At 40.6% G+C, this 24,254-nt stretch carries 34 protein-coding genes and 10 tRNA genes; 31 read left to right on the forward strand and 13 right to left on the reverse strand.

Going from position 1 to position 24,254, the window contains the following annotated elements; translation table 11 throughout:
- The first annotated feature begins 19 nt into the window (after positions 1–19).
- From hemE to ACFOJ8_RS02760, 4 genes are all read left to right on the forward strand, one after another.
- Positions 20–1,045, forward strand: a complete 1,026-nt coding sequence (hemE, locus tag ACFOJ8_RS02745) for a uroporphyrinogen decarboxylase (protein ID WP_380653003.1) — start codon at positions 20–22, stop codon at positions 1,043–1,045.
- A gap of 5 nt (positions 1,046–1,050) precedes the next feature.
- Positions 1,051–1,968: a ferrochelatase gene (hemH, locus tag ACFOJ8_RS02750; protein WP_380653006.1), complete on the forward strand. Its 918-nt coding sequence runs from the start codon at positions 1,051–1,053 to the stop codon at positions 1,966–1,968.
- A gap of 18 nt (positions 1,969–1,986) precedes the next feature.
- Positions 1,987–3,351, forward strand: coding sequence for a protoporphyrinogen oxidase (hemY, locus tag ACFOJ8_RS02755; RefSeq protein ID WP_380653009.1), 1,365 nt, complete (start codon positions 1,987–1,989; stop codon positions 3,349–3,351).
- A 71-nt stretch (positions 3,352–3,422) separates the two neighbouring features.
- Positions 3,423–4,412, forward strand: coding sequence for a lipoate--protein ligase (locus ACFOJ8_RS02760; RefSeq protein ID WP_380653011.1), 990 nt, complete (start codon positions 3,423–3,425; stop codon positions 4,410–4,412).
- A gap of 62 nt (positions 4,413–4,474) precedes the next feature.
- Here the strand turns inward: ACFOJ8_RS02760 and ACFOJ8_RS02765 are convergent, their stop codons facing one another.
- Positions 4,475–4,699, reverse strand: coding sequence for an IDEAL domain-containing protein (locus ACFOJ8_RS02765; protein ID WP_380653014.1), 225 nt, complete (start codon positions 4,697–4,699; stop codon positions 4,475–4,477).
- A 207-nt stretch (positions 4,700–4,906) separates the two neighbouring features.
- Between ACFOJ8_RS02765 and ACFOJ8_RS02770 the strand changes: the two genes are divergently transcribed.
- The 3 genes from ACFOJ8_RS02770 (at position 4,907) to ACFOJ8_RS02780 (ending at position 5,752) form a co-directional block, all read left to right on the forward strand.
- On the forward strand, positions 4,907–5,503 hold the full coding sequence (locus ACFOJ8_RS02770; protein ID WP_380653017.1) for a competence protein ComK: 597 nt from the start codon (positions 4,907–4,909) through the stop codon (positions 5,501–5,503).
- Positions 5,504–5,589: 86 nt separating this feature from the next.
- Positions 5,590–5,664 (forward strand) — tRNA-Asn (locus tag ACFOJ8_RS02775).
- Position 5,665: 1 nt separating this feature from the next.
- Positions 5,666–5,752 (forward strand) — tRNA-Ser (locus tag ACFOJ8_RS02780).
- A gap of 221 nt (positions 5,753–5,973) precedes the next feature.
- On the opposite strand, the gene ACFOJ8_RS02785 is transcribed toward ACFOJ8_RS02780, so the two are convergent.
- The 4 genes from ACFOJ8_RS02785 to ACFOJ8_RS02800 form a co-directional block, all read right to left on the reverse strand.
- The gene (locus ACFOJ8_RS02785; protein WP_380653019.1) at positions 5,974–6,228 is read right to left on the reverse strand and encodes a hypothetical protein; all 255 of its coding nucleotides are present in this window, start codon (positions 6,226–6,228) and stop codon (positions 5,974–5,976) included.
- 232 nt (positions 6,229–6,460) lie between these two features.
- Entirely contained in the window at positions 6,461–6,649 is a 189-nt protein-coding gene (locus tag ACFOJ8_RS02790) for a hypothetical protein (protein WP_380659877.1), read from the reverse strand.
- A gap of 168 nt (positions 6,650–6,817) precedes the next feature.
- On the reverse strand, positions 6,818–7,300 hold the full coding sequence (locus ACFOJ8_RS02795) for a hypothetical protein (RefSeq protein ID WP_380653024.1): 483 nt from the start codon (positions 7,298–7,300) through the stop codon (positions 6,818–6,820).
- A gap of 108 nt (positions 7,301–7,408) precedes the next feature.
- Positions 7,409–8,260, reverse strand: coding sequence for a VOC family protein (locus ACFOJ8_RS02800; RefSeq protein ID WP_380653027.1), 852 nt, complete (start codon positions 8,258–8,260; stop codon positions 7,409–7,411).
- 134 nt (positions 8,261–8,394) lie between these two features.
- Between ACFOJ8_RS02800 and ACFOJ8_RS02805 the strand changes: the two genes are divergently transcribed.
- A complete protein-coding gene (locus tag ACFOJ8_RS02805) occupies positions 8,395–8,709 on the forward strand; it encodes a winged helix-turn-helix transcriptional regulator (RefSeq protein ID WP_380653030.1) in 315 nt (104 codons plus the stop codon).
- A gap of 110 nt (positions 8,710–8,819) precedes the next feature.
- Here the strand turns inward: ACFOJ8_RS02805 and ACFOJ8_RS02810 are convergent, their stop codons facing one another.
- Positions 8,820–10,235, reverse strand: a complete 1,416-nt coding sequence (locus ACFOJ8_RS02810; protein WP_380659878.1) for an FAD-dependent oxidoreductase — start codon at positions 10,233–10,235, stop codon at positions 8,820–8,822.
- The gene (locus ACFOJ8_RS02815) at positions 10,235–10,360 is read right to left on the reverse strand and encodes a hypothetical protein (RefSeq protein ID WP_380653035.1); all 126 of its coding nucleotides are present in this window, start codon (positions 10,358–10,360) and stop codon (positions 10,235–10,237) included. The genes ACFOJ8_RS02810 and ACFOJ8_RS02815 overlap by 1 nt, the downstream gene beginning before the upstream one ends.
- A gap of 195 nt (positions 10,361–10,555) precedes the next feature.
- Between ACFOJ8_RS02815 and ACFOJ8_RS02820 the strand changes: the two genes are divergently transcribed.
- The 8 genes from ACFOJ8_RS02820 (at position 10,556) to ACFOJ8_RS02855 (ending at position 11,276) form a co-directional block, all read left to right on the forward strand.
- Positions 10,556–10,629: transfer RNA gene (locus ACFOJ8_RS02820), tRNA-Met, on the forward strand.
- Positions 10,630–10,642: 13 nt separating this feature from the next.
- A tRNA-Asp gene (locus ACFOJ8_RS02825) sits at positions 10,643–10,718 on the forward strand.
- 27 nt (positions 10,719–10,745) lie between these two features.
- A tRNA-Phe gene (locus ACFOJ8_RS02830) sits at positions 10,746–10,818 on the forward strand.
- Between the two features lie 12 nt (positions 10,819–10,830).
- Positions 10,831–10,903, forward strand: a tRNA-His gene (locus ACFOJ8_RS02835).
- 13 nt (positions 10,904–10,916) lie between these two features.
- Positions 10,917–10,990: transfer RNA gene (locus ACFOJ8_RS02840), tRNA-Gly, on the forward strand.
- A gap of 10 nt (positions 10,991–11,000) precedes the next feature.
- Positions 11,001–11,075: transfer RNA gene (locus ACFOJ8_RS02845), tRNA-Asn, on the forward strand.
- Position 11,076: 1 nt separating this feature from the next.
- Positions 11,077–11,148: transfer RNA gene (locus ACFOJ8_RS02850), tRNA-Glu, on the forward strand.
- A 40-nt stretch (positions 11,149–11,188) separates the two neighbouring features.
- Positions 11,189–11,276 (forward strand) — tRNA-Ser (locus tag ACFOJ8_RS02855).
- A gap of 58 nt (positions 11,277–11,334) precedes the next feature.
- Here the strand turns inward: ACFOJ8_RS02855 and ACFOJ8_RS02860 are convergent.
- The 5 genes from ACFOJ8_RS02860 to ACFOJ8_RS02880 all read right to left on the reverse strand — a co-directional run bounded on the left by ACFOJ8_RS02860 (position 11,335) and on the right by ACFOJ8_RS02880 (position 14,987).
- Entirely contained in the window at positions 11,335–12,360 is a 1,026-nt protein-coding gene (locus ACFOJ8_RS02860) for a tyrosine-type recombinase/integrase (protein WP_380653037.1), read from the reverse strand.
- 30 nt (positions 12,361–12,390) lie between these two features.
- The gene (locus ACFOJ8_RS02865; protein ID WP_380653040.1) at positions 12,391–13,332 is read right to left on the reverse strand and encodes an Abi family protein; all 942 of its coding nucleotides are present in this window, start codon (positions 13,330–13,332) and stop codon (positions 12,391–12,393) included.
- Between the two features lie 110 nt (positions 13,333–13,442).
- Positions 13,443–13,856: a hypothetical protein gene (locus ACFOJ8_RS02870; protein WP_380653043.1), complete on the reverse strand. Its 414-nt coding sequence runs from the start codon at positions 13,854–13,856 to the stop codon at positions 13,443–13,445.
- A gap of 142 nt (positions 13,857–13,998) precedes the next feature.
- A complete protein-coding gene (locus ACFOJ8_RS02875) occupies positions 13,999–14,628 on the reverse strand; it encodes an ImmA/IrrE family metallo-endopeptidase (protein ID WP_380653046.1) in 630 nt (209 codons plus the stop codon).
- Positions 14,625–14,987, reverse strand: coding sequence for a helix-turn-helix domain-containing protein (locus ACFOJ8_RS02880; RefSeq protein ID WP_380653048.1), 363 nt, complete (start codon positions 14,985–14,987; stop codon positions 14,625–14,627). The genes ACFOJ8_RS02875 and ACFOJ8_RS02880 overlap by 4 nt, the downstream gene beginning before the upstream one ends.
- Before the next feature lie 254 nt (positions 14,988–15,241).
- Here ACFOJ8_RS02880 and ACFOJ8_RS02885 point away from each other — a divergent pair, with 254 nt between their 5' ends.
- The 10 genes from ACFOJ8_RS02885 to ACFOJ8_RS02930 all read left to right on the forward strand — a co-directional run bounded on the left by ACFOJ8_RS02885 (position 15,242) and on the right by ACFOJ8_RS02930 (position 19,948).
- Entirely contained in the window at positions 15,242–15,454 is a 213-nt protein-coding gene (locus tag ACFOJ8_RS02885) for a hypothetical protein (protein WP_380653050.1), read from the forward strand.
- Entirely contained in the window at positions 15,454–16,227 is a 774-nt protein-coding gene (locus ACFOJ8_RS02890) for a phage antirepressor (RefSeq protein WP_380653052.1), read from the forward strand. Before ACFOJ8_RS02885 ends, ACFOJ8_RS02890 begins: the two co-directional genes overlap by 1 nt.
- Before the next feature lie 5 nt (positions 16,228–16,232).
- Entirely contained in the window at positions 16,233–16,505 is a 273-nt protein-coding gene (locus ACFOJ8_RS02895; RefSeq protein ID WP_380653055.1) for a hypothetical protein, read from the forward strand.
- A 5-nt stretch (positions 16,506–16,510) separates the two neighbouring features.
- The gene (locus ACFOJ8_RS02900) at positions 16,511–16,672 is read left to right on the forward strand and encodes a hypothetical protein (protein WP_380653057.1); all 162 of its coding nucleotides are present in this window, start codon (positions 16,511–16,513) and stop codon (positions 16,670–16,672) included.
- A 158-nt stretch (positions 16,673–16,830) separates the two neighbouring features.
- Entirely contained in the window at positions 16,831–17,070 is a 240-nt protein-coding gene (locus ACFOJ8_RS02905; RefSeq protein ID WP_380653059.1) for a hypothetical protein, read from the forward strand.
- Between the two features lie 12 nt (positions 17,071–17,082).
- Positions 17,083–17,301, forward strand: coding sequence for a hypothetical protein (locus ACFOJ8_RS02910; protein WP_380653061.1), 219 nt, complete (start codon positions 17,083–17,085; stop codon positions 17,299–17,301).
- Entirely contained in the window at positions 17,301–17,501 is a 201-nt protein-coding gene (locus ACFOJ8_RS02915; protein ID WP_380653064.1) for a hypothetical protein, read from the forward strand. Before ACFOJ8_RS02910 ends, ACFOJ8_RS02915 begins: the two co-directional genes overlap by 1 nt.
- A 3-nt stretch (positions 17,502–17,504) precedes the next feature.
- Positions 17,505–17,720: a hypothetical protein gene (locus ACFOJ8_RS02920; protein ID WP_380653066.1), complete on the forward strand. Its 216-nt coding sequence runs from the start codon at positions 17,505–17,507 to the stop codon at positions 17,718–17,720.
- Positions 17,721–17,909 carry a hypothetical protein gene (locus tag ACFOJ8_RS02925; RefSeq protein WP_380653069.1) on the forward strand — a complete coding sequence of 63 codons (189 nt, stop codon included), beginning with the start codon at positions 17,721–17,723 and terminating at the stop codon, positions 17,907–17,909.
- 77 nt (positions 17,910–17,986) lie between these two features.
- Complete coding sequence (locus tag ACFOJ8_RS02930; protein WP_380653072.1) at positions 17,987–19,948, forward strand: AAA family ATPase; 1,962 nt, start codon at positions 17,987–17,989, stop codon at positions 19,946–19,948.
- Here ACFOJ8_RS02930 and ACFOJ8_RS02935 read toward each other — a convergent pair.
- Positions 19,931–20,290, reverse strand: coding sequence for a hypothetical protein (locus ACFOJ8_RS02935; RefSeq protein ID WP_380653075.1), 360 nt, complete (start codon positions 20,288–20,290; stop codon positions 19,931–19,933). The genes ACFOJ8_RS02930 and ACFOJ8_RS02935 overlap by 18 nt on opposite strands.
- 55 nt (positions 20,291–20,345) lie before the next feature.
- Between ACFOJ8_RS02935 and ACFOJ8_RS02940 the strand changes: the two genes are divergently transcribed.
- From ACFOJ8_RS02940 to ACFOJ8_RS02960, 5 genes are read left to right on the forward strand one after another with little or no spacing between them, the layout of a single operon-like run.
- Positions 20,346–21,290, forward strand: coding sequence for a recombinase RecT (locus tag ACFOJ8_RS02940; RefSeq protein ID WP_380653078.1), 945 nt, complete (start codon positions 20,346–20,348; stop codon positions 21,288–21,290).
- Positions 21,291–21,998 (forward strand): MBL fold metallo-hydrolase, encoded by a 708-nt coding sequence (locus ACFOJ8_RS02945; RefSeq protein WP_380653081.1) that lies wholly within the window; start codon positions 21,291–21,293, stop codon positions 21,996–21,998. It begins immediately after the preceding gene.
- Between the two features lie 2 nt (positions 21,999–22,000).
- On the forward strand, positions 22,001–22,990 hold the full coding sequence (locus ACFOJ8_RS02950; protein WP_380653084.1) for a DNA cytosine methyltransferase: 990 nt from the start codon (positions 22,001–22,003) through the stop codon (positions 22,988–22,990).
- Between the two features lie 33 nt (positions 22,991–23,023).
- Entirely contained in the window at positions 23,024–23,401 is a 378-nt protein-coding gene (locus ACFOJ8_RS02955; protein WP_380653087.1) for a hypothetical protein, read from the forward strand.
- Positions 23,402–24,253, forward strand: a complete 852-nt coding sequence (locus tag ACFOJ8_RS02960) for a phage replisome organizer N-terminal domain-containing protein (protein ID WP_380653090.1) — start codon at positions 23,402–23,404, stop codon at positions 24,251–24,253.
- Position 24,254: the final 1 nt, after the last annotated feature.

Here is a 24,254-nt window from a genome sequence, read left to right on the forward strand (position 1 = left end):
AAAATTGGGGGAAAAAACTGTGTTCAATGATACGATAATTAAAGCAGCTAGAGGAGAAAAGACGGATTATACTCCTGTTTGGTTCATGAGACAGGTTGGACGCAGCCAACCAGAGTATAATAAAGTCAAAGAAAAGTATTCGCTGCTGGAAATCACGCGTCAGCCTGAACTGACTGCGTATCTTACTGCGACACCCGTCGAAAACTACAATGTGGATGCGGCGGTACTCTATAAAGATATCGTGTCTCCTCTGGCACCGATCGGTATTGATGTCGACATCAAACCTGGAGTCGGGCCGGTCATACAGAATCCGATCCGCGATATTAAAGATGTAGAAAAACTCGGGGAGCTTGATCCCTATAAAGACCTCGATTATATTTATAAAACGATCGAGATTTTGACGAAAGAAAAACTTAATGTACCACTTATCGGTTTCTGTGGTGCTCCTTTTACGGTAGCGAGTTACATGATAGAAGGCGGCCCTTCAAAAAATTATCATAAAACGAAGCAACTCATGTATAATCAGCCGGAAACTTGGTTCAAACTCATGGATAAGCTTGCTGATATGAATATCCGTTATCTTAAGGCCCAAATCGAGTCGGGTGCAAGTATGATCCAAATATTTGATTCTTGGGGCGGCGCACTGAGTAGCGAGGATTATGCATATTATCTCTCTCCTGCAATGAAAAGGATCATCAGCAGTGTGAAGGAGACAGGCACACCTATTATCATCTTCGGTATCGGTGCTTCCCATCTATTGGATGAGTGGGATAGTCTTGGCACTGACGTTATTGGACTAGACTGGAGAACTTCGATTGAGCAGGCGAGAGCCGCCGGCATCAAGAAAGCACTCCAGGGCAATCTGGATCCTGCACTGTTGCTTGCGGATTGGAATGTCATTGAGAAACAAACAAAGGCTATTCTAGACCAAGGTGGAAATGACGGACACATATTCAACTTGGGACATGGTGTGTTCCCGGAAGTAAATCCCGAGACACTAAAAAAACTAACCTCATTTGTACATGAATATAGTAAAGGACAGTGATTGAAATGAAACAGAAAAAAGGCTTGCTGGTAATGGCATATGGTACTCCGTATAAAGAAGAAGATATTGAACCCTACTACACACATATCCGTCGTGGTAGAAAACCATCAGAGGAAGCACTTCAAGATCTGAAGGATCGCTATGAAGCGATCGGCGGTATCTCTCCACTGGCTGATACAACAAAAAGACAGGCAGAAGCGCTTCATCGTCAGTTGAATGATTCTCAAGATCAAATAGAATATAAACTTTTCATCGGACTCAAGCATATTGATCCATTTATTGAAGAGGCAGTAGAATCTATGCACGATCATGGAATAACAGAGGCAGTCTCTGTAGTACTTGCCCCTCATTATTCCAACTTCTCCGTAGGGTCCTATAATAAGAGAGCGCGGGAAGAAGCTGAAAAATACGGCATCTCAATTAAATCTGTTGAATCCTACTATCACCAGCAACCATTCATTGATTTTTGGACAGAGGCTGTTAAGTCTTCGCTAGAAGAAATCCCCCAATCGGAGTTAGATGATACGGCTATTGTTGTTAGTGCACATAGTCTGCCTGAAAAGATCAAAGAGCAGAACGATCCTTACCCTGATCAGCTTGAAGAGACGGCTGAACTCATCAAGAATAGTGCAGATTTGAAAAATGTCCATGTTGGCTGGCAGTCGGAAGGCAATACGCCGGATCCATGGCTTGGACCGGATGTACAGGATCTAACAAAAGATCTCCACGAAGAGTACGGCTATAAGCATTTCGTCTATCTTCCAGTTGGATTTGTTTGCGAACACCTCGAAGTTCTTTTCGATAATGACGTGGAGTGTAAGGAAGTGTGTGATGAAGTAGGCGCTGGCTATCATAGACCGAAAATGCCAAATACAGACGAACGTTATATCCAAGCAATGATCAACGAGATTAATAAACTGTAGTAAAGAAGGCTGATCAAATTGAGAAAAGTAGCAGTTATAGGGGCCGGCATTACAGGATTATCGGCTGCGCATTATTTATCGAAGCACGAGAATGTCGAAGTCGATCTTTTCGAAAAAAGTGATCGTGCTGGTGGCAAGATAAAGACCCATAAACAGGACGGGTACACAATTGAACTTGGTCCTGAATCTTATCTCGCCAGAAAAGAGATTATGACTGAACTAGCTGAAGAGATTGGGCTAGGCGATGATCTCGTTCGTAACCAGACAGGCACTTCGTATATTTACGTGAACGACAAGCTTTCGCCAATGCCAAAAGGGGCAATACTTGGTATGCCAACCGAGCTAGTCCCATTTCTGACGACAGATCTCGTTTCAGCACGAGCGAAGCTCAGGACAGGATTCGATTTTATAAAGGGTCCTATCGATATTTATACTGATATTTCAGTGGGTAAATTTTTTAGAAACAGAGTGGGCGATGAAATGCTCGAAAATGTCATCGAACCTCTACTGTCTGGAATATACGGTACGAACATTGATGAACTAAGCTTAATGTCCACTTTCCCACACTTTAAGGAAACAGAGGAGACACATGGTAGCCTAATTAAGGGAATGTACAGACAGAAAAAAAATGCATCAAATCCTAACGCTAGGAAACAAGGTCAATTTCTCCAATTTAGAAATGGACTGCAGTCTTTTATTGATCACTTGCTTTCCTTCATAGAAACAAATGGCGTTAATACCTTTTTTAAGCATGATGTTGAATCAATCACCCGCGACGGATCGAAATACTTGATGCGTGTCAACGGAGAGTCTAGAGTCTACGATAATATCATTGTTACCACTCCTCACTTCCAATATAAGAGATGGTTTCAGGATCTGCCATTCGAGTACTTTAAGCATATGGGAGCGACAAGTGTTGCGACTGTTGTTATGGCGTTTGAAGATCATCAGGTAGAGAATGACATCAATGGTACAGGCTTTGTAGTTAGCAGGAAAATGGACACTTCCATTACGGCGTGTACATGGACGAATAAGAAGTGGGCGCATGCAGCACCCGAAGGAAAAGCATTGCTAAGAGCTTATGTGGGGCGCCCAGGCGACTATATTGTAAATGAGAAGAGTGATGAAGAGATTGTACGTTTAGCGCGTAAAGATCTCGATAATATAATGACGATTAATGGTGAACCTGAATTCACTATTGTGACCAAACTAGAACATTCTATGCCCCAGTATAAGGTCGGTCATAAGGCGATGATCGATGGAATACATGATTATATGGCTGAGAATTATCCCGGAGTGGTTCTAACAGGCGCCTCCCACCGAGGCGTTGGCTTGCCAGATTGTATCAAGCAGGCCAAAGAAACTGTGAAATCTTTAATCTAATAAGATGGCAGAAAATGCCCTGGATGTTATCATGTATAATATCAGGGCATTTTTTTAAGGAGGCAAACGTAATGAAATTCATATCAAACAACAATATTACAGATCCAATGCTCAATCTTGCTATGGAAGAATATATTCTTCGTGAAATCCCAACAGATGATTCTTATTTTCTGTTCTATGTTAATCAACCGTCAATCATCATCGGTAAGAATCAAAATACCATTGAAGAGATCAACGAAGAGTACATCCGTGAGAACGACATTAAAGTTGTGCGCCGTGTCTCAGGAGGTGGAGCGGTTTATCATGATGAAGGTAATCTCAATTTCAGCTTTATCACCGAAGATGATGGAGAAAGTTTTCATAACTTCAGGAAGTTCACACAGCCCATTGTAGATGTCCTTCAGGACATGGGAGTGAATGCAGAGCTTTCGGGTAGAAATGATCTTGAGATTGATGGGAAAAAAGTTTCTGGTAACGCAATGTTCAGCTTAAAGGGCAGGATGTTCTCGCATGGTACATTAATGCTCGATAGTGATATATCAGAGGTACAAAATGCATTGAAAGTGAATCCCAAGAAAATTGAATCGAAAGGTATCAAGTCTGTTAGATCGCGTGTTGCCAATATTAATGATTATATGAATGACAAGCTGGATATCGAAGTTTTTAAAAAGAAAATTCTTGAGTATATATTTGAGGGAGAAGAAAATATTGAAGAATATGTACTAACAGAAGAAGACTGGGAAAAGATAAGAAAACTCTCTGAAGAAAAGTACCAAACATGGGAGTGGAATTATGGCAGAAATCCGAAGTATAACTTCGATGCTTCCCACAAGTTCGATGCCGGTCTGCTTGATGTTAGATTGAATGTCAGGAAAGGCAGAATTGAGCAGGCGAAAATCTTTGGTGATTTCTTTGGTGTAGGAGAGGTGGATGTCATTGAAGAGAAACTTGTTGGTGTAGAACACAATAAGGAAGCAATTGATCAGGCACTTCGCGACTTGGATATTAGTTTCTATCTAGGTAGAATTACTCGAGAAGAGTTCCTCAATCTCATCGCATAATAAATAAGCTGACTTTCAACAATATGTACATTGTACAAGTTGAAAGTCAGCTTATTCTGTGTCTATTGGGCGCCATCTTCATCTTCATTTGTCAATTCCTTCAGCAATGATGTATAGGTCATGAACTTCTCTTGGTCCTTCTCTATGAGTGCCTCTTCAATCTTTTCATTATATCGATTGCGATTGTAGTCATCCATAGCTTCTTGGAGTAGTAGTTCAGCGGACAGATCGTTGATTGTATTGATGAAGACACGCAACTGGTTAACCGGGTATACTTGTTTATTCATACCTAAATCCCCCTTCATCATTTGGTTGTTACAAATTATATAACACGAAATAGGTTTGGTCAAACTAAGTTTTGAATATTTAGATTATTTATTATTGTAATTTTACTACATATCATTACCATTTAACGTAAATGTTATATATAGTTAACATTTTTAAATATATGTGATATCATAAAAATGCTGAAATATTTAAAAAAGGGGATTAAGATGAATAGACTACATTATCAGATACATGAGGATACTATGTACATTGTACCGGTCGTCAATGGGAGTCGTATTGAAAGTAGAGTAGGGGAGGCATATGGGGAAGGCTTTGAGTGCAGGCTTTCACCTAATAAGCTAATTGAACGGAATTGCAGAAATCACTCACAAAACTATTCAGCACGTAAGGACCTCAGCAAGACGCTTACTGGCATCACAAGCAAAGTTCCCATTATAGTCGATCTTTTTGGATCTTACATATACTTCTGTACTCACTCCGATAGGGTTAGTGAAAATAATTGGTTTAACATTAAACATATCCAGACTTATTCAAATGATCGAGGTATGACACGCGTACAGTTCTCAAACAATGAAGAACGAATTATCGATATATCTTATGCGTCGTTTAACAACCAGTATTTAAACGCATTAAAACTTCATTATAAATTCAATCAGCAAAAGGAAAAGTATCAAAAGAAGGAAATGAATATGCACTTTCAATACCCTACAGTGAGTAGAGGAGAAGTCGCTCAGATTAATGAATCAATCTATCATTCTTATATTAACTATATAAATGGCCTACAAATTAGAGACAGAGTGTAAATTTAAATTAAAACATGTTAAATAACGGTTGAAAAATTGTGTGGAGTTGTTATAATTGTAAATGTTCGATTGAAAAATAACATTGTTCCACAGTAGCTCAGTGGTAGAGCTATCGGCTGTTAACCGATCGGTCGTAGGTTCGAATCCTACCTGTGGAGCCATGGAGATGTACTCAAGTGGCTGAAGAGGCGCCCCTGCTAAGGGTGTAGGTCGTTCTGCGGCGCGAGGGTTCAAATCCCTCCATCTCCGTTATATACCCAGTAACCCCCGTGGTTACTGGGTTTTTTGTTTTTTCTGGCCCTTTTTGGCCCCATATTAAAATAAAGTTTTTGAAAGAAGTGCAATTTACTTTAGTTAAATTTTGTTATTTGCCTCGCTTTAAATTAGGATAAGTGAATTTTGAATACAAGCTAAAGTTGATCACTTTGTGGTAGAAATAAACAAAAAAACGGACATTAGTCCGTTTTTCGTCATACGCTACCTTTGAGAGCATCAAGGACATTTATGGGTGTTAAACCTTCTTCAAGGTAGCCTAATTTAAATATAGAAAGATCTGGATTCTCATATACAATGACAGGAAGATCAGGAATGATATTGTGTTTGGAATCATTGATTTTGGCAAGACATTCTTCTAATGTCCAACCCCGCTCACACAACAATTTATCAATTGATTCATATTCCTCGACAAAATAACCTGTCGCTTGGTACCTTAATTCTTCTGGCATGCTCACATCTCCTAAAGTGTGAATAAACATCCTTTTATTGTGCAGTGCCATATTTGTGTATGTTCGCTGAGTTTCCAGTTTTTCTGCTTTTATTTTTGGATGGTACTCATCATAATCTTACTATTGTCCATCTAAAGTTGTGGTGAAAAGTAGGTAGGACGTTAAATGTATTTTATAATTGTAGCACGAGATAGCAAGTACTGTCATGTATTTAGTTCATATATACGAATGCTCAAATTCCATAAATTGGTTCATTTTCGTCTAGTTTACGAATAGTTTCATTCATTTCGGCAACATTTTTAGGTGTAATAGTCATGATTACTTCCTCGTTCTTAATCACGTTGAATTCGTGCAAATCTCTTTTTGCTTGGACTTCTTGAATGGAGTATTCCGCCCGTTCCCACCGTTTCATTTTCCGCATCTGTCTCACCTTGCTTTCTATATTCGTTACAAATGGTATAACTAGGCATTATGCACTTCCAATGCTGTTTTAAAGAGTAACTGCTGAAGTGTTTACAAAACTGAATAAGAGATACACAAAAACTCTTAAAAGAGAGGGATAGCCCTCTCTTTTAAAGATAAATCTATGCTATCTTCTTACGAACAAATCTTCTTCGTCGTCATGTTTTTTCAAGTATTCTTCTTCATCTTCTGTCATCATATTAGGGTTATTGTCTTCTACACTGACCATTGTTCTTTCTCCATTAGTTACATCGATTACTTCAGTGTCGTACTCGTTTCTCGGGACTACATTGGTCGTTTTTTCTCCTGCAGGATCCATATCAGGGGAATCTGTTTCCTCAACGTTCAGTCTCTCGAAGATGATGATTGCATCGTTGTCGTAATGAGTCATCAAATCTTTTTTGCTGCCTTCATCAAAATCCAGCTGATCTATATGGTAATCTGCGTTGTCGGAATTCTCATCAATGATATTGATGTCCGAAAAGTCCTCTTTAAGCTCCGATAGGTCAGTTTTCGATATAACAGTATAATCTTTCAGATCGATGTAGTTTTCGAGATAGATTTTAGCGTCTTCAACCGTTTTGAATGGTTTGTATTGATTTTTATACATGTGTGATGACCTCCATTTATAGTTAAATAGTTATTCCCCCTCTATTTAAAAGTCAAACCCCTTGCAAAATATATTTGCAAGGGGTTTGACTAATCTTCTATATCGGAATCAATTTGAAATTATACCTACCCTGTTACCCGAAGGATCTTGTGTAACTGTTAGGCCATCCTCTTCGAAAACTTCATATCCCATCTTTTCAAGACGAGCCGTAGCAGCATCGAGTGTGTCTTGGTTCGGATAGGATAAAGTAAAGCTTTTCAAGCCGACACTGCCTGCTTCAGGTTGTGGGGCACCGGCACCGTTCCAGATGTTGATTGCAATGTGGTGATGATATTGGCTGGACGACATGAAAACAGCACTTTCGCCGACTCGACTGACAATATCTAGACCGAGTCCCTCGGTGTAGAAGGGGACTGCTTTAGAAAGGTCAGAAACATGCAGGTGCAAGTGGCCCATAACTGTACTGGTGGGCATTTTTCTCCACTTTTGGTCACTTTTAAGTGTCTTGGCTAGGCCATCGAAATCAAGTGGGTCAGTAACCATTTGAACGTTACCTCCTGACCAAGTCCAAGTTTCTGGATTTCGATCAACATAGACTTCGATCCCATTTCCATCAGGATCATTAAAATAGACTGCTTCACTCACACCATGGTCAGCGGCACCCAACTGAATGTTATTGTGTGCTAAGTGGATAACTAATGCTGCAAGCTCCGATTTCTCAGCAAGCAGTATTGCAAAGTGATATAGGCCCGCTGTTTTCTTCTTTTCGATGGGCAAAACCGGTACATTCAATGTAAGAAAACTTGTCTGGCCATCAACTGTAAGATGGACCATGCGATCATTTTCTTCAAGTATCGAGAAGCCAAGTAAATCAGTATAGAATGGGAGTGCACTCTCAATACTTGATACATTTAAATTTACTTGAGAGACATGGACTGAGGATGGGGTATGGAAACTCATAGTATTCTCCTTTAATAACATTATGTAACAAAGTATATGTTAGTAATAGATATATGTAAAGTAAAAGAGTATCTTTATATATAGCGGTTATACAATCAAATGTGATATAATATACAAGTAAGGATGTGATATATTTGAAACAATCAACGCTTTGTCCAAGGTTCGAAAAAGCCGCAACGACATTGAGTCAGCGGTGGACGGCATTGGTCATCTATCAAATGCTTGAGGCCCCGCAGCGTTTTGGAGAGATACAGAATGCGATTGGGATAAGTGGGAAAGTACTTTCGGACAGACTTAAAGATATGGAGCAGGAAGGTCTCATAAAAAGGGACGTTTATCCTGAGACGCCTGTAGTGATAGAGTATTCTCTTACGGAAAAAGGACGTTCTCTTGAACCCGTCTTAAGAAACATTGAAAAATGGGCAGAGGAATGGATCCAAATCGACTAGAAATAACCTAGTCTGTAGATTGCGACACCTATGATTATTATATAAAAGTGGGAGGATGAAGTCTCAAGAAGATTTCATCCTCCCATTTATTTATGGTTAACGCTAAAAACCTAGTCATTGTCCTTTTTAATTTCAACATCTAGATCTTCAGTTGCTGGTCCTTCAATCACGTTGCCTTTGAAATTGAAGCGTGAACCGTGGCAAGGACAATCCCAAGTCTTGTCAGGTTGATTCCAGCTGAGACTGCAGCCCATATGGGTACAACGATTGTCGACTACGTAATATTCATTGTTTTCCTCATCTTTATAGAGCCCCTTCTTAAGCATTCCATCTTTCACAACTGCTCCTTCACCGGCTGACAACTCTACATCATCGATATTCGGATAGTTTTTCAGCATGTTCTTTGCTTCCACACTCATGCTCTCCATCGGTGTCGTCGCGTGCTGTTTAATCTGCTGGAGTACACCTTTATTTCTGTGCGGACTCACCATCTCATGATATCGATTATCACTTCCTTCAATTAGATCCGATATAATCATTGAGGGGAGGACAACATTCGTCATGCCATATTTGTTAAATCCGGCGGCTACAAATCTATTATCATGTTTGGTGTCAAAGCATCCAATAAATGGCAATGAATCTGCTGTCATCGAATCCTGGGCTCTGTATGCATAGAAACGCTCTTCGTTTATTGTCTTCTGGTCGGCATAGAGTCTAAGTTTTTCGAGTTGATCAATCATATCTTTTTCCATGTAAGACATGTGGCCCATGCCGCCGAATAGGAGGGTGGGGTGTTCATTATCCCTCCCAATTATATGCCGTGTCGTCAAACTTGGGCCATCATGACCACTAAGAGAAACGTTTTCGGGCGGCGGGGTGGAGGTAGTGACTACCAAGCCGTAGGAGCGACTGATTTTAAAACTATTAAAGTAGAACCCTTGATAATCAAGGAAAGGGAAATGGGTGGCAATAATGATGTTCTTGAAGTGTATGTTATTTCCATCATTTGTAGTCAGCATATCACCATCCAATGATTTCCCACGCGTATGTTCGTAGATTGTGACACCTTTCTCCTCGAGCACTTCAAGTATGCCCTTCAGATATTTAAGTGGGTGGAACTCTGCCTGGTTGCGCATGACTAGCTCGGCCGACGTTTCAAAAGGAAGGTCTATGCCTTGTTTCAGCAACGTACCGTCTATGCCGAGTGTCTGATAGGCCTCTGCTTCCGTCTCAAGTTCACTGATAGAAGTTTCTTCTTCTACGTATATTACGCCATCAACCCTCCGGAAGTCTCCATCTAGATTATGTTTCTTACCGATAGCTTCTAATTCTTCAATTGCTGCCATCTGGGAATCATAGTACAGGCGTGCCGTCTCTTTATCTTTCTGTTTGATGAGCTGGCTATAGAGTAGGCCTTGCTGGGCCGTGATGCGTGCAGTCGTATTGGCTGTTGTACCGCCGAGCACGTAGTCTGTATCAATTACAGTAACTTTATGGCCCCTCATGGCAAGCTGGTAGGCGTTCATTAATCCGGCGATTCCAGCCCGACAACCAGGATTTCGGTTTCTACATCGTTTTCGAGCTTTGGATAGGAAGGCAGTTCTACAGTATCAGACCATAGGGAAATATTATCATGCTTGAATTCAGTCATTAAGGAATCCTCCTTGAGTGTTTTATCTCCTTTACCCTAAATGAAATATTTATATTTAGAAAACATATATTTAAAACCGTTCAAATTAATGAAAGTGTAAATTTTACGTAATAAAATCATTAAAAGCGCTTGAAAATACATCTTGGAAAGTATAGTATATATATCAGGCGTTGAAAAAGACGTAAATAATATTAGCGCGGGATAGAGCAGTCTGGAAGCTCGTCGGGCTCATAACCCGGAGGTCGGTGGTTCAAATCCACCTCCCGCAATTTTTTACATATAGGTCCCGTGGTGTAGCGGTTAACATGCCTGCCTGTCACGCAGGAGATCGCGGGTTCGATTCCCGTCGGGACCGCCATTTTTGTTATTACATAAGTTTTAATTAGGTTCAGTAGCTCAGTTGGTAGAGCATGTGATTGAAGCTCACAGTGTCGGCGGTTCGATTCCGTCCTGAACCACTCTTTATTACGGCGGTTGTGGTGAAGTGGTTAACACACCGGATTGTGGTTCCGGCATTCGTGGGTTCGATCCCCATCAGCCGCCCTTACTTTATTAAGCGGGTGTAGTTAAATGGTATAACCTCAGCCTTCCAAGCTGATGTCGTCGGTTCGATTCCGATCACCCGCTCCATCTTTATGATTCCACAGTAGCTCAGTGGTAGAGCTATCGGCTGTTAACCGATCGGTCGTAGGTTCGAATCCTACCTGTGGAGCCATGGCCCGTTGGTCAAGCGGTTAAGACACCGCCCTTTCACGGCGGTAACACGGGTTCGAGTCCCGTACGGGTCATACCTCAGAAGTGAGCATGCTCACTTCTGTTTTAAATCATGGACAGTTGGCCGAGCGGCTTAAGGCGCACGCCTGGAACGCGTGTATACGGTAACCCCGTATCGAGGGTTCGAATCCCTCACTGTCCGTAATCACCCCTTGAAACCATGCGGTTTTGAGGGGTTTTGTGCCTTTTTTGTGCCATTTTTAATTCGCTTCTAAATATTCCACCATCTTTTTATCATCCTCAAGCTCTCTTTCTTCAAGCAGATGTGCATAAACTTTCTGTGTAATCTCCACATTCGCGTGTCCCAATCTTTTACTCATGGTCGATAGCATAATGCCCTGGTCCAACATAATAGAGCAGAACGTGTGCCTCAATCCATGCAACGTAATCCACTTATCTTCCGGAATACCAATTTGTTTTTGTGCGTGCCTCAATGCTTTTTGAGCTGCAGTATGCGAGATGGAGAAGGGCGACCCTGTAATTTTAATTGGATGCCGATCCAGGCGCTGCTTGATGAAGACAATATCTTTCTTACTGGCCGGGACGAGACGATCTGCAGTGTCACTTTTAGTTCCTGGTAAATGAATCCTGTTATCCATCCGAAGATCTGTGTATTTCATATCGGCCACTTCGCTGAAACGTGCACCAGTAATCATTAGCACATAAATTACTAAATAAGACGTATCGTCTTTCGTTTTTACATAATCTTTTAGTTTTTCAAAGTGCGTGCGACTGAGATACTTAGAATCTTCACTGGCGGTCGGTTTCTTTCCTTTTGCTACTGCGCCCTTAGCGGGGTTCCTGGCAATAATACCTTCATCATGTGCATGGTTGAAGGCAGCCTTTAAACAGTTGTTCAGTTTACGCGTAGATTCTTGAGTTCGCTTTGCTCCATACTTATTCAGCAGCCGTTGATAATCATTCTTTCTAACATCTTTAAGTTGCTTGTGCTCTCCAAACTCTTCAGTGAATATATTCAATGCATTGATATACCATTTGTAAGAACTTTTACTTATATGAGGGCGTTTATGGACATTCACCCATTCCATATAAAAATCTTTAAAAATAAGAGAGTGATCTAACTGCAGTCCTTGTTCGTAATCGTTTAGCAACTTACGTGCTGCAGCTGTCGCATCTTTCTTTGTGCTAAACCCGCTTTTCCTCTTACGCTTGTCGTCCACATGAATGTCGTAAGCCCACTTATTATCTCTTTTGTAAATTCTCACGTGTTCCCTCCAATTATATAGCTAGTTAAATCATCTCCAAATAATCCTAGCATCCAACATAATATCTTGAAAATTGTTTGGTAAGTTAGAAACTTTAAGTATGATATCAATGAATTTTTGATTGTCCACTACCTCATAATCCTCGAAAAGGGAGAATAGTTCTGTTAGAAATTTATCTTGTTGCTCTATAGATTTTGTTAATATCATAATTGAGTAAAATAGGGCTAGCAAATCTGATTCTCCAATACCTTTCTTAAACTGCTCTATTGAGACATATCTAGTTTTAGATAACTTTTGGCAATCGTTATAATTCAGCTTTTTCTTGACCTTATGATTAATTAACCTATTTCCATGAGCTAATTTATTGCGATATTGTCTCAAAAACTCAATGTTATCAATAAAGATTCTTTTCTTATCGTCTATTTTAAATCCCTTAGTATTAGTGATCATTTCGTTAGCAACTCTGTCTTTTATATCGGCTTTAGAGATAGTATAAATTTTAATAGAGTTGCCAAACGGCAGGCTTTTAAGAAATATCCAAGGAGGAAAATCTATTCCTTGCTTTTCACTCGTATAAGAAGACATAGGTTTTTCATTAAAATTAATTTTATTAACTGCTTTAGATAAGTTTGACTTAGCTGAACCTTTGTAATTTTTCACGTTCAAGTACTGTCTCACACTTTCTCCAATTTCTTCAGATAAGGCTTTAGACAATACGTGTTTGTAGTGAGTTTCGATTAAGAGAATATATTTTAGTACTATGCTTTTTAAAGCTTGATCAAATTGAAACAGATTATAAAAGTATTCGAATTCTTTTTCATTATCTTTGAGCAAGTCCCTATACGCGTTAATAACGTTATAGTAGCCGTATGTGTCAATGATGAATCTAGCAGTTTTTTCATCCTTCACGTTTATTTTATTCTCTGGAATGAGAGAGTCAAAAATATCTGATGTATCTTTAAATTTGCCCATTTTTTCCTCCAGAAAATGAGATAACCCCGAAAGCTACTAGATTACAGTAACCTTCGGGGTCCCCAGGTCGACTTGGGTCGACTATTTCGATTACTTTTATACTAACATATTTATTTTTCAATGACAACTGGATCACCAACTTTTATTACATTATTACTACCAAGATCTACAGGTTCAATAGAGTCAATATTTAATCTCTTCTTAACTTCTTTAGTCTCATTAAAGTTATTAAGGATTCCGTAAGCTTTTTTGTTGGCCATTGTCATCGAGTCAAGTGTGGAATAAGAGGTTTCAGTTAGTGTTGTACAAATACTAAATTCGTCATAAACTCGTTCGACTATTAGTTCTTGTTTTATGCGTGGCAGTTGTCCTAAGTCTTTTCCGCTATATGGGTTGTTAATAGTTATTCCGCTTTGATCCAATATTTTCACGGTGTCACCCTTGCGGATACCATCTAACTCACCACCAGATATAACAAGTGTATAATTATCGATAATTTTCGCTACTCCATATTCGTATTCCATATTAATGACTCCCTTTCATGTTAAAATAATTTTGAAAGGCTACAGCTTTTCATTAACCACTCAGTCTTGGCGGGCAAGGTGGTTATTTTTATTTAAAAATTTCCTCGCACTAATCTTTTGTCCCAAAAAATATCAACTTTAATCAGACTTTTAAAGCGTGCATAGCCTCACGAAGTTCTGATCTTCTTACCTCATCATGAGTTCTACAATCTTTATAATTATTAAAAACGATAATTGCATCATCGTTGTGAAGACCGTGTTCTTTTTTTAATACATTGATTAACCTCCATTTAATTACATCAACAGAGACATTGGAGTAGTATTTTATGTTGTAGAGTGTATAACCTGAAAGCACTTGATTTTTCAACGCAATATCTGGTATTAAAAATTGTGCAGCAAACTGATTTGCCTCTACTTCAATTTTATTTCTACTTTTAAAAGAAGTTGTTTTGCTAGTGTCTATCTCAGGCTTAATACCATTATCAATGTGCAGTACTATATGAGCAATCTCATGAGCGTACGTAAAATTAATCATCCCCGTCGGGATTTTAGGGTTAATCATGACCGATAGACCTAATTCATCTTTCTGAGTCATACCAGAAATTCTAGTATTCATAGGAAAGTTTATGACTTCGCAGTCGAAGTGATCAAAAATTTCTTTAAAGTAATTAGAGGCTTTGAAAAACTTAACGTCTAATTCGTCTCTTTTTATTAATTTTCTTGCGAGACTCTCGGCTGTAATTATATGAAGAGGTGTTTCGAGGCTTATCATTTACGTCTCCTTTTCAATCTGTCTGCTCTAATTTTCAGATAGTCTTCCAACTCATCCTTAATCTCACTTGCTTCTTCGCTTTCTAATTCGTATTCATTCAATAATGATCGGAAAAATGCACTATCAGGATTAATTTTATGGTCAATAAAAGTTTGTTCTTCTTTTTTTAATTCTCTGCCTAATAGATAATCAATAGATACGTCGAAGTAATCAGCAACTTTAGAAACCTTATCTATCCCAGGCTTCTGTTTCCCCCATTTTGAGATTTGCCCGTTAGATAGCTCAATCCGCCTTTCTAGTTCAGCTACAGTAATTCCTTGATTACTACATAAATTCCTAATTCTTTGTACGATATTCATATTGATCTCCTTCAACAAAATATATTATTGGATAATTATATTTGACAAATATCCAATAGGATAATATACTTTGGTTAGCTTAGTTGAATGGCAACAGATAGTGCCATTGTTATTAGTTTAATAAACCACGTTCCCCAACGTATTACAAATAGTATAGGTCTATTTGTATGCTTATTTAACTATGCTTTAAAAATATCATATTGGATAAAATAAATCAATAATTATCCAAAAAGTATTTTAAAAGGAGGTAGGACATGGATATTGCAAAAGTGTACGCACAACTAGACTTTCATAAGAAGGTTAAGATCGCGTTGATTATTCGAGACAAAACTGCTAAGTCTCTTGCTAATGAAATGGATATTTCAGTTGGTCATTTAAACGACATTCTCAAAGGACATCGCAAATCAATTAAGCGTAGAAAACAAATTGTAGAGATCTTGAAAATGGATGAAGGGGTGTACATGTGATGAATGAATTAAAAATATTCGATTTTGAAAATCAGAACGTAAGAACTGTAGTTGTCGAAAATGTGCCTTACTTTGTAGGTAAAGATGTTGCAGATGTACTTGGATATACCAGGCCAGACAATGCAATAAGAAAGCACGTGGACGATGAAGATAAGCTGATGCACCAAATTAGTGCATCAGGTCAAAACAGAAATATGACACTCATTAACGAATCCGGCCTATACAGTTTGATATTTTCAAGCAAGTTGGATTCTGCTAAACGTTTCAAACGATGGGTCACATCAGAAGTGCTCCCAGATATACGGAAACACGGAATGCACGCTACACCTCATACTGTTGAGTCGATGCTTAGTGACCCAGACACGGCCATACAATTACTGGAGAACTATAAACAGGAAAAACACCAGCGATTAATCGCAGAGCAGCGTTTAAAAGAACTTGAACCCAAAGCCACTTACTACGACATTATTTTAAAGAACAAAAGCCTCATTACAATGACTTCTATTGCTAAGGACTACGGCATGTCATCGCAAGCAATGAACAAACTATTAAACGAACTGGGTGTTCAGTATAAACAATCAAATCAATGGTTCTTATATGCCAAATACCAAGATAAAGGTTATACGTCCTCTGAACCTGTTGAGGTCATTCACAGTGATGGTACTACTTCAATCAAGATGAATACTAAGTGGACGCAAAAGGGCAGGCTCTTCCTCTACGTTCTGCTCAAAGACAATGAACATTTGCCTATGATTGAACAGGAAGTTGGGTGACTTAAATGCTGTTAGACGAACAAGCCTTCCGCACACTAATTCAAGAAGCTGTGAAAGACGCACTGCCGAAGCAAGAAGAACGTGTATATCAGGAGTACGCAACCATCAATGAGTTCCTCAGCATCAGCGGTATGAGAGGGACCTGGTTCCGCGACAACGTGCTAGGGCATCCAAATTTTAAAGAATGTGTTTATCGGGCGGGCAACAAGTATTACATCCACGTCACTAAAGGATTGAAGAAATTGGAGTCGATCCTTAGAGAACTGGAAAGAAGGTGACTGTAATGGACAGACTCGACTACGTACCGTTTATGCTCGCTGGTGTCCTGTTCATGCTATTTATTTCGGAAGTACTTCAGCCGAATGGCTTGGTAGCACTCAGCTTCATTCTTGCTGTCATTACTTCGGTCATATGGCTCAACGAACGAAAGCGGCTGGAGAAATGACACACATCACGAACTGTCCTAAATGTCACCGGGGTCTTGGCGTTAAACCGAGCAAGCAATCGCTGATCTATTTCACAGGTTATTGCAAGACATGCAAAGCGACCTTCGAAGTCTGCAGCATGGAAGTTAAGGTCAGCAAATTAAGGGAGGTGAGATAAGTGAGATATGAAAACATTCAAATGGTAAATGAGCTCGGCAGATTAGTGACAAGAAATGTCCTGTTCATCAACTGCGATAACTGCCAGGAAGAAGTAGAGTGTAGCCGTTTCACCAACTGTTGTTCCTGCGGTGCTGATTACGACATGTCAGGAGAGTTGCTTGCCGATAGAATTCAGTGGGGATATGAGACCGGCGAGAGTGCGAAAGAAATACTGAGTGAAAACTATTCAATTTATTAGGAGGACGAGCCGATGAAAAAACTAATCACACTGGCAGTTGTTGCAGCAAGCATTGCATACCTAGCGAAACGTAGCAAAAAAGAAAATGTTCGATTAGGTGGGATTGAATACCACGATATAGAAGCAGGAGAACCCATTCTATCACTAAGACAGCACCGTGCATTCAGGAAGCAAGAGCAAGAAAGCGAGCGCATCCGAAACAAAATACTTTCTGGAGGGACTGAATACTGATGGCAGTCGATACAGTGACCATATCCCTGGAGAGCTACGACAGAATGAGAGATCGAATCACTGAGCTTAAAGAAGAGAGCAAACAGAATAAATCTGATTACTACGAATCAGAAAAAGAGAATGCAAAGTTACGGTCACAGCTGGAGGAGTCAGAAACGAAATACGCAGAACTAAAAGAACGATGGGGGCAGGGGAGGTAGAGCGTGCTTAAAGAAATAGAAGCACTAAACGCTGACACTGGCACACTGGAACATTTCGAATTGCACAAGGTAAATCGGGACAAGCGCAATAAGATCAAGTCAGTCGAACTCTTCCAGAACGGTGAGCTACAGACTTACACCAAGACTGGTCATGCTATTTTCTACACCGGTGAAAAGACGATCAGCATACCTGGACATCAGCTGGAGGGAGTGAGGTAGATGGGGATTAAACAAAAAGGGAGAATCGGACAGTTCTTTTGTAGCCATAAAAATAATGGTTGGTTTAAAAAGGTTGGTGCAAGTCACTTCTCTGCACTAAACGGAGAGCGACGCTATCAAATCTGCAAGGACTGCGGAAAAGAAATTAACTCCTTCTTTGCAAAATATGAAGGTAATGGACTCAAATAAAAAACACACCTACGGCAATAGGTGCGTCAGAAAAATAATCAACAACACTATATCACGAAATAAAGGAGCGCGTATAGATGAAATTGAAATTATATGAACTCACGATCAAAGACTTCGCCGGCATTAAAGAAGAATCCTTCCAGTTCGATGGTAAGGATGCCAAGATTTTTGGGGATAATGCTACAGGTAAAACCACCACTGCAGTCGCAATCAATTGGCTGCTCTTCGACAAGGGTCTTGAAGGACAAAAGATAGACATTGTCCCGAAGGATGAACACAACCACCATATCCACGAACGTGTCCCAACCGTCTCAGCAGTCTTCGACATGGACGGCAACCAGATTAAGTTGCAGCGCGAATCGCATCCTAACTACGAGAAGGTCGAAGGCTCCACCAAGAAACACTACAAAAACTCCAGGACCAACAAACAGTATATCGACGATGTCCCATTCGCAGTTACGAAATACAAAACCGAAATCAACAAGATCATCGACGAAGAGGTGTTCAAACTCGTCACCAATCCGGATGCTTTCCCACAGCTTCACTGGCAAGACAAGCGCAAGATGCTGTTCGAGATTGCCGGCGGCGTATCAGACATTCAGGTCATTGAGTCCTCAAAGGAACTAAAGCCACTGCTCGATATCATCGGCAAACGAGAAATAGAGGATCATAAGAAAGTCATCAAAGAACAACTGAGCAGAGCGAAAGAAAATCTGGAACATATTCCAGTCAAGATAAATACGCTCAATGACCAGCTGCAGGAAGAGTCATCGAATCTAAAGGTTGACGAGGTCCTTCAAGAGATTGAGCGCCTAGAAGGTAAGCTATCTGTTCTGGAGGAGAAGAAGAGTGAAGCCCGAAACGGTGGTGCGACACTCGACATCAAACGCCAGATATCCGACAAGCAATACGAGATGGATACCCTCAAGCGTGATATCGAAGGGAGTTCTAAAGACAAGAAGAACGGTCTGCAGCGCGAGGTGCCATTCTTCGAGAGTGACATAGATATCTTCAAAGGGCAGAAGCAGCGCACTGAAAGAGATATCGAGGACTTGGTCACTTCAAAAGAACGCGCCCTGGAAGAATACCGTGAGCTTAAAAAGGAACGAGACGCGGTTGAGATTCAAAAATTTAAAGCGGACGTTGATGATACTTGTCCGACGTGTGGTCAGCCACTGCAGAAGTATAAGGTACAAGAAGCCAGGGAGCATGCGGAAGCAGAGTTTAATCAAAAAAAATCTCGAAAGCTCGAGCAGCTGAATCAAGATCTTGAGCGCAAGGTCAATTCCGGAAAAAGCATTGCCCAATCGATTGAAGTAAACAAGTCAAAGATTGCTGACCTCGACGGCAAAATATCGAATACTCAGCAGGAAATCGAGAAGGTTCAGAAGCAGCTCGAGAAAGTCACAGGAGACGACGTGCGCGCCGAGGATGACGACAGGTATAAAGCCCTTCAGTCAGATATTGAGGTTCTGCAGGCAAAGCTCGGTGATGAAGAAGAAGCAGTTAAAGAGTGGGTTGCAGATATCGAAGCGAGCGTCCAAAAAATTCAAACGGATCTCGGCAAGCAACGCGAGGCACTGGCCAGTCATAAGGCGACCGAACGTCTTAAAGGATCAATTGAAGAGTACCACCAAGAAGAAGAACGCCTGCTCGATCTGATTGAGAAACTTAAGTATGACCAGTATTTGCTCGATGAGTTCACGAAGACCAAAGTCAATCTGATTACTGAAAAGGTGAACCAGATGTTCGACCTGGCACGTTTCAAGCTCTTCCATCAGCAAGTAAATGGAGACATCAAAGAGACATGCGAAATTATGGTGGATGGCGTGACTTACGATGGTGGGTTGAATAACGCAGCACGAATCAATGTTGGGTTGGATATCGTTGAGACATTGAGTAACCATTTCAACGTAGAAGCGCCGATCTTCATTGACAACAGTGAGTCAGTGACTCAGTTGAAAGAAGTACCGGCGCAGCAGATTCAGTTAATTGTTAGCGAACAGGACGATAAATTAAAGTTAAAGACCGAATTGTGATTTAGCTGCTTGAAGCATAGCAGGAACAGACATCTTTGCTGTTTCAATGAAGAATTTATTTAGCTTTTCTTTCGGAACATCATTTAACGCATTTAAGAACATGTGACCTTCATATTCGATTTCGAAATCACGATTTAAAATGTGTGTTTTTGTTCTGATAAAAGGATTAGTGATCAAACCACCTTCGTGCATTTTCTTCAAAGTGTAACCAAATACTTGCTCATCTTCGTAGCCGTATGTTTGGGAGATTGTTGTCCATAACTCTGTAGGATCTATTTCTGGAGATTGAAAATTACTTGCTTCTTCTAAGATTCGATATATCAATTTACTATCCAAACGCATTCATATCACCTCGAAATATTTTAACTAAATTATACCAAATAAAGGAGCTTTTAAAATGACCGAAAAAACTAAATTGCAAAAAGTAGAACAGCAACTTGTAGAGGACAAAAACATTTCCGACACTGTAATGAACAAACTTCATGTGATGCAGGCTCAGGGTAACCTGGATCTGCCGGAAAACTATTCAGCAGAGAACGCCATCAAGCAGGCATGGCTGAAAATCCTTGAAACGCAGGACAAAGATAAGAAGCGCGCGCTCGACGTCGTTACTAAAGAAAGCGTTGCTTATGCACTTCAGGATATGGTGACACTCGGACTGAACCCAGGTAAAAATCAGTGCTACTTCATCGTGCATGGTCAGAAGCTGACGATGATGCCTTCTTACCTCGGAAATATGATGATTACCAAACGTGTCACTGGAGCCAAAGAAGTGAACGCTCAAGTAATCTTTGAAGGTGACGATGTGGAGTATGAAACGGAAAACGGTAAGATCGTCAATCTTAAGCATAAGACTAAGTTTGGAAACAGGGACTCAAAACAAATCATCGGCGCTTACGCTACGGTTGTGTTCGATGACGAAAGTATGAACTATACAGATATCATGACCTGGGAAGAGATCGAGCAAGCCTGGAAGCAATCTCCAACGGTCTACCAAGGCAATATAAAGGATCACAGTACGCACAGAAAATTCCCTGTTGAAATGGCAAAGAAAACAGTCATAAATCGCACGACCAAAAAACTGAGAAACTCCAGTGACGATGAAAGTATTCTATCCAAGCAGGTCCAGGAATACGACAAGCGCCAGCGCAAAGAAGTCTTTGATGCCGAAGTGGAAGGCAACCAGGCAACCGAAGAATTGGACATTCCAAGAGAACCAGACGTTCCTGACTTCGAAGAAGCCAAATACACCGAACCGGAAAAAGAGCCTGCACCTGCTTATGATCCGGAAACTGGTGAAGTGCAGCAAGCGTCATTCGATGATGAGGATACTCCGTTCTAAATGAAAATCCAAACCATAGGCAGCGGGTCCAGCGGCAACTGTTACCTCGTAGAGGATAGCAGTACCGCCATCCTACTAGAAGCCGGAATCAAGTTCGACAAGGTGCAGAAGGCGCTCAAGTTCCAGACGCGTAGAGTCAAAGGTGTGTTCGTCACTCATGAGCATGGTGATCACTCAAAGTATACTGCCGAATATTTAAAGAACGGTCTCAATGTCTATATGACACCAGGCACAAAGGACGCACTCAAGCTCAATCATCACAGGCTCTTCACACTGAAATACAGGAAGACTACACGGATCGGATCACTGGTCATCATGCCTTACGAAACCCAGCATGATGTTGCGGAACCATGCGGCTATCTTGTCAAGAGCGATGACGGCTCTAAACTGCTTTTTGCTACAGATACGTACTACATCAAGTATAAGTTCCCGGAAGTTACGCACATGCTGCTGGAAGTGAACCATGATTACGACTATATGCAGGGGCGTGTCGATAGTGGTGCATTGCATCCGGCACTGGCCAACCGAATTATGAAATCTCACCTGAACCTTGAGAATGCAATAAAATATCTCAAAAAGTGCAACCTGAACCAGTTGAAGGAGATCCATTTGATTCACATTTCTAAAGACAATGGTCTACGGAATCGATTCAAGGACGAAATACAAAAAGTGACCGGAGTGCCGGTCAAAATAGCGGGGGCGGAGTAGATGTGATTAAAATATTGGAGCTATTCGGTGGCATCGGTGCACCCCGAAAAGCATTGATTAATCTCGGCATCGAGCATAAAGCAATTGACTATGTTGAATGGAATGAGAAAGCAGTACGTAGCTACAATGCAATGTTTGATAACAGGTACAAACCTGAAAGCATCGTCGGTTATAGCCTGAAGCCTGACATCTTGATTCACGGATCACCTTGCCAAGACTTCAGTATAGGTGGCAAACAATATGGCGGGAATATTGCCGATGGTACACGTAGCTCTTTGATGTTCGAAACACTCAAGATAATTGAAGGGTTAGGTGGATGGAAGCCGCATGCAGTCATTTGGGAAAACGTTAAAAATGTTCTGTCCGGAAAGATGGTAGGTGCTTTCAGTCGATATTTAAAAGATATGGAAACGTTGGGGTACAGAAATAGTTACGAAATACTTGATGCACGTGATTTCGGAATACCACAGGCCAGGGAACGTATTTTCACAGTATCTACATTGGATGATAAGCCTTTTAATTTTAACAACTTAGAGTGCAAGAAAATGCGCCCGATTAGCGAGTTTTTAGAAGAGGATGTACCTGAGCATTATTTTGTCACTCAACCGTCGATGGTGAGCAGGTTGCCAGATATGCCTATAAACAAAGATATCTTTGGCGGGCGTATGTTGGACGAAGTGATTGACTACGTTTATACGATTACTACTAAACAGATGCGCGTACCCAACAGTGGGGTTGTTCGAATGGATGATGATCGGTTCAGATATCTAACTGAAAAAGAATGTTGGCGATTAATGGGGTTTGAGGATAAAGACTTCCAAAATGCTTTAGGTGTTCATCCTGGTCGCCCTGGTATGTTGAACAGCGCACTGTACCATCAAGCTGGCAATAGCATTGTCGTAGATGTACTCGAAGCGATATTTAAAGAGTTGCTCTTCCCGAGGAAAGAACAGATATTCAAAGGACAAATGACTTTGGACCAAGTCTTATAAAAAAGGCTGAATGTATTACAAGGATGTGAATCTATGGCAAGGAGGAAAGGCCTATACGCCTACTACTACGGCGGGGAACTGATTGCGAAGGGGACAGTCGAACATCTATCGGACAAACTGAAGCTATCCGAGCGGCAGCTCTATTATCTCATCGAAATGGAGAAACCTGCGTTCCCTGCTTCGCACCTGCCGAAAATAGAAACAATTGAACGCGTTGGAGAAGTCGTTCAGATCTATAACTTTTATAAAGATGGTCGTGTCGTCGCTACTGGTACTAAAAATGAACTGGCTGAGGCATTGAACCTCAGTCCAGTTACAATCAGATATTATGCGTCTCTATCATCGAGAGAAAGAATCAAACACAATCGTGTAGTTTTCAAGTGCACAGAAGAAAGGTGGGAGGTGAGATAGATGGCTGATATCCAGTGGATTAAGCTGAAGGTCGACATGTTCGACAATGAAAAAATTAAACTGATTGAAGCCATGCCCGATGCAGACAGCATACTGGTTATCTGGATCAAGTTGCTCACTTACGCAGGTAAAGCAAACTCGAGTGGCTATATCATGCTCACAGAAAATATACCGATGAATGAAGAAGAGTTGGCAACAATCTTCGGTCGGCCATTAAATACAGTCCGCTATGCATTACAGGTTTTTGAGCGATATGGAATGGTTGAACGTGATGCTGATGCAATCAAAATAAAGAATTGGGATACACATCAAAACGTTGATGGCATGGAGAAAATCAGAGAACAGAATCGCATCAGAAAACAGAAGCAGCGTGAAAAGGATCGTCAGAAACAACTTGGTAATAGTAAAACTGACGGACAAGTCACAGGACAGTCACAAAAGTCACGTGACAGTCACGCAACAGAAGAAGAGAAAGAAAGAGAAGAAGAATTAGATAAAGAAAGAGATAAAGAGAAAGAGAGAGATAAAGACCATGTCTCTCCTTCTCACAATCAAGAAGTATTCGATATCCTGTCTGATCGTGGCATCAATATGAATAAGTCACAGGCTTGTTTCTCTATCAGCCAACGAATGAGTGGTATTGATGATATCCAGTATTTGCACGAAGCCATCGATATCGCAGAAAGAAACGGAGCAAAAACTGCACCTTATCTCCTCTCTATTATCGATAACTGGATGTCTGAAGGTAAGGACACGTATCAGAAGTTATCGGAACATCAAGCACGAAAAAAGAATGGCAAGAAGCCGCTCACAGACGAACAAAAAGAGTTAGAGAAGAAACTCGGATTCTAGG

This window comes from Salinicoccus sesuvii, from assembly GCF_042648145.1.
In the GTDB taxonomy this organism is placed as follows: Bacteria; Bacillota; Bacilli; order Staphylococcales; family Salinicoccaceae; genus Salinicoccus; species Salinicoccus sesuvii.

What these genes read in the sequence shown, in the direction of transcription:
- hemH (WP_380653006.1), top strand. Translation starts at nt 1,051, where the DNA reads ATGAAACAGAAAAAAGGCTTGCTGGTAATGGCATATGGTACTCCGTAT.
- ACFOJ8_RS02760 (WP_380653011.1), top strand. Translation starts at nt 3,423, where the DNA reads ATGAAATTCATATCAAACAACAATATTACAGATCCAATGCTCAATCTT.
- ACFOJ8_RS02765 (WP_380653014.1), bottom strand. Translation starts at nt 4,699, where the DNA reads ATGAATAAACAAGTATACCCGGTTAACCAGTTGCGTGTCTTCATCAAT.
- ACFOJ8_RS02770 (WP_380653017.1), top strand. Translation starts at nt 4,907, where the DNA reads ATGAATAGACTACATTATCAGATACATGAGGATACTATGTACATTGTA.
- ACFOJ8_RS02785 (WP_380653019.1), bottom strand. Translation starts at nt 6,228, where the DNA reads ATGCCAGAAGAATTAAGGTACCAAGCGACAGGTTATTTTGTCGAGGAA.
- ACFOJ8_RS02790 (WP_380659877.1), bottom strand. Translation starts at nt 6,649, where the DNA reads ATGCGGAAAATGAAACGGTGGGAACGGGCGGAATACTCCATTCAAGAA.
- ACFOJ8_RS02795 (WP_380653024.1), bottom strand. Translation starts at nt 7,300, where the DNA reads ATGTATAAAAATCAATACAAACCATTCAAAACGGTTGAAGACGCTAAA.
- ACFOJ8_RS02800 (WP_380653027.1), bottom strand. Translation starts at nt 8,260, where the DNA reads ATGAGTTTCCATACCCCATCCTCAGTCCATGTCTCTCAAGTAAATTTA.
- ACFOJ8_RS02810 (WP_380659878.1), bottom strand. Translation starts at nt 10,235, where the DNA reads ATGAACGCCTACCAGCTTGCCATGAGGGGCCATAAAGTTACTGTAATT.
- ACFOJ8_RS02815 (WP_380653035.1), bottom strand. Translation starts at nt 10,360, where the DNA reads ATGACTGAATTCAAGCATGATAATATTTCCCTATGGTCTGATACTGTA.
- ACFOJ8_RS02865 (WP_380653040.1), bottom strand. Translation starts at nt 13,332, where the DNA reads ATGGGCAAATTTAAAGATACATCAGATATTTTTGACTCTCTCATTCCA.
- ACFOJ8_RS02870 (WP_380653043.1), bottom strand. Translation starts at nt 13,856, where the DNA reads ATGGAATACGAATATGGAGTAGCGAAAATTATCGATAATTATACACTT.
- ACFOJ8_RS02875 (WP_380653046.1), bottom strand. Translation starts at nt 14,628, where the DNA reads ATGATAAGCCTCGAAACACCTCTTCATATAATTACAGCCGAGAGTCTC.
- ACFOJ8_RS02880 (WP_380653048.1), bottom strand. Translation starts at nt 14,987, where the DNA reads ATGAATATCGTACAAAGAATTAGGAATTTATGTAGTAATCAAGGAATT.
- ACFOJ8_RS02885 (WP_380653050.1), top strand. Translation starts at nt 15,242, where the DNA reads ATGGATATTGCAAAAGTGTACGCACAACTAGACTTTCATAAGAAGGTT.
- ACFOJ8_RS02890 (WP_380653052.1), top strand. Translation starts at nt 15,454, where the DNA reads ATGAATGAATTAAAAATATTCGATTTTGAAAATCAGAACGTAAGAACT.
- ACFOJ8_RS02895 (WP_380653055.1), top strand. Translation starts at nt 16,233, where the DNA reads ATGCTGTTAGACGAACAAGCCTTCCGCACACTAATTCAAGAAGCTGTG.
- ACFOJ8_RS02900 (WP_380653057.1), top strand. Translation starts at nt 16,511, where the DNA reads ATGGACAGACTCGACTACGTACCGTTTATGCTCGCTGGTGTCCTGTTC.
- ACFOJ8_RS02910 (WP_380653061.1), top strand. Translation starts at nt 17,083, where the DNA reads ATGAAAAAACTAATCACACTGGCAGTTGTTGCAGCAAGCATTGCATAC.
- ACFOJ8_RS02915 (WP_380653064.1), top strand. Translation starts at nt 17,301, where the DNA reads ATGGCAGTCGATACAGTGACCATATCCCTGGAGAGCTACGACAGAATG.
- ACFOJ8_RS02925 (WP_380653069.1), top strand. Translation starts at nt 17,721, where the DNA reads ATGGGGATTAAACAAAAAGGGAGAATCGGACAGTTCTTTTGTAGCCAT.
- ACFOJ8_RS02930 (WP_380653072.1), top strand. Translation starts at nt 17,987, where the DNA reads ATGAAATTGAAATTATATGAACTCACGATCAAAGACTTCGCCGGCATT.
- ACFOJ8_RS02935 (WP_380653075.1), bottom strand. Translation starts at nt 20,290, where the DNA reads ATGCGTTTGGATAGTAAATTGATATATCGAATCTTAGAAGAAGCAAGT.
- ACFOJ8_RS02940 (WP_380653078.1), top strand. Translation starts at nt 20,346, where the DNA reads ATGACCGAAAAAACTAAATTGCAAAAAGTAGAACAGCAACTTGTAGAG.
- ACFOJ8_RS02945 (WP_380653081.1), top strand. Translation starts at nt 21,291, where the DNA reads ATGAAAATCCAAACCATAGGCAGCGGGTCCAGCGGCAACTGTTACCTC.
- ACFOJ8_RS02955 (WP_380653087.1), top strand. Translation starts at nt 23,024, where the DNA reads ATGGCAAGGAGGAAAGGCCTATACGCCTACTACTACGGCGGGGAACTG.
- ACFOJ8_RS02960 (WP_380653090.1), top strand. Translation starts at nt 23,402, where the DNA reads ATGGCTGATATCCAGTGGATTAAGCTGAAGGTCGACATGTTCGACAAT.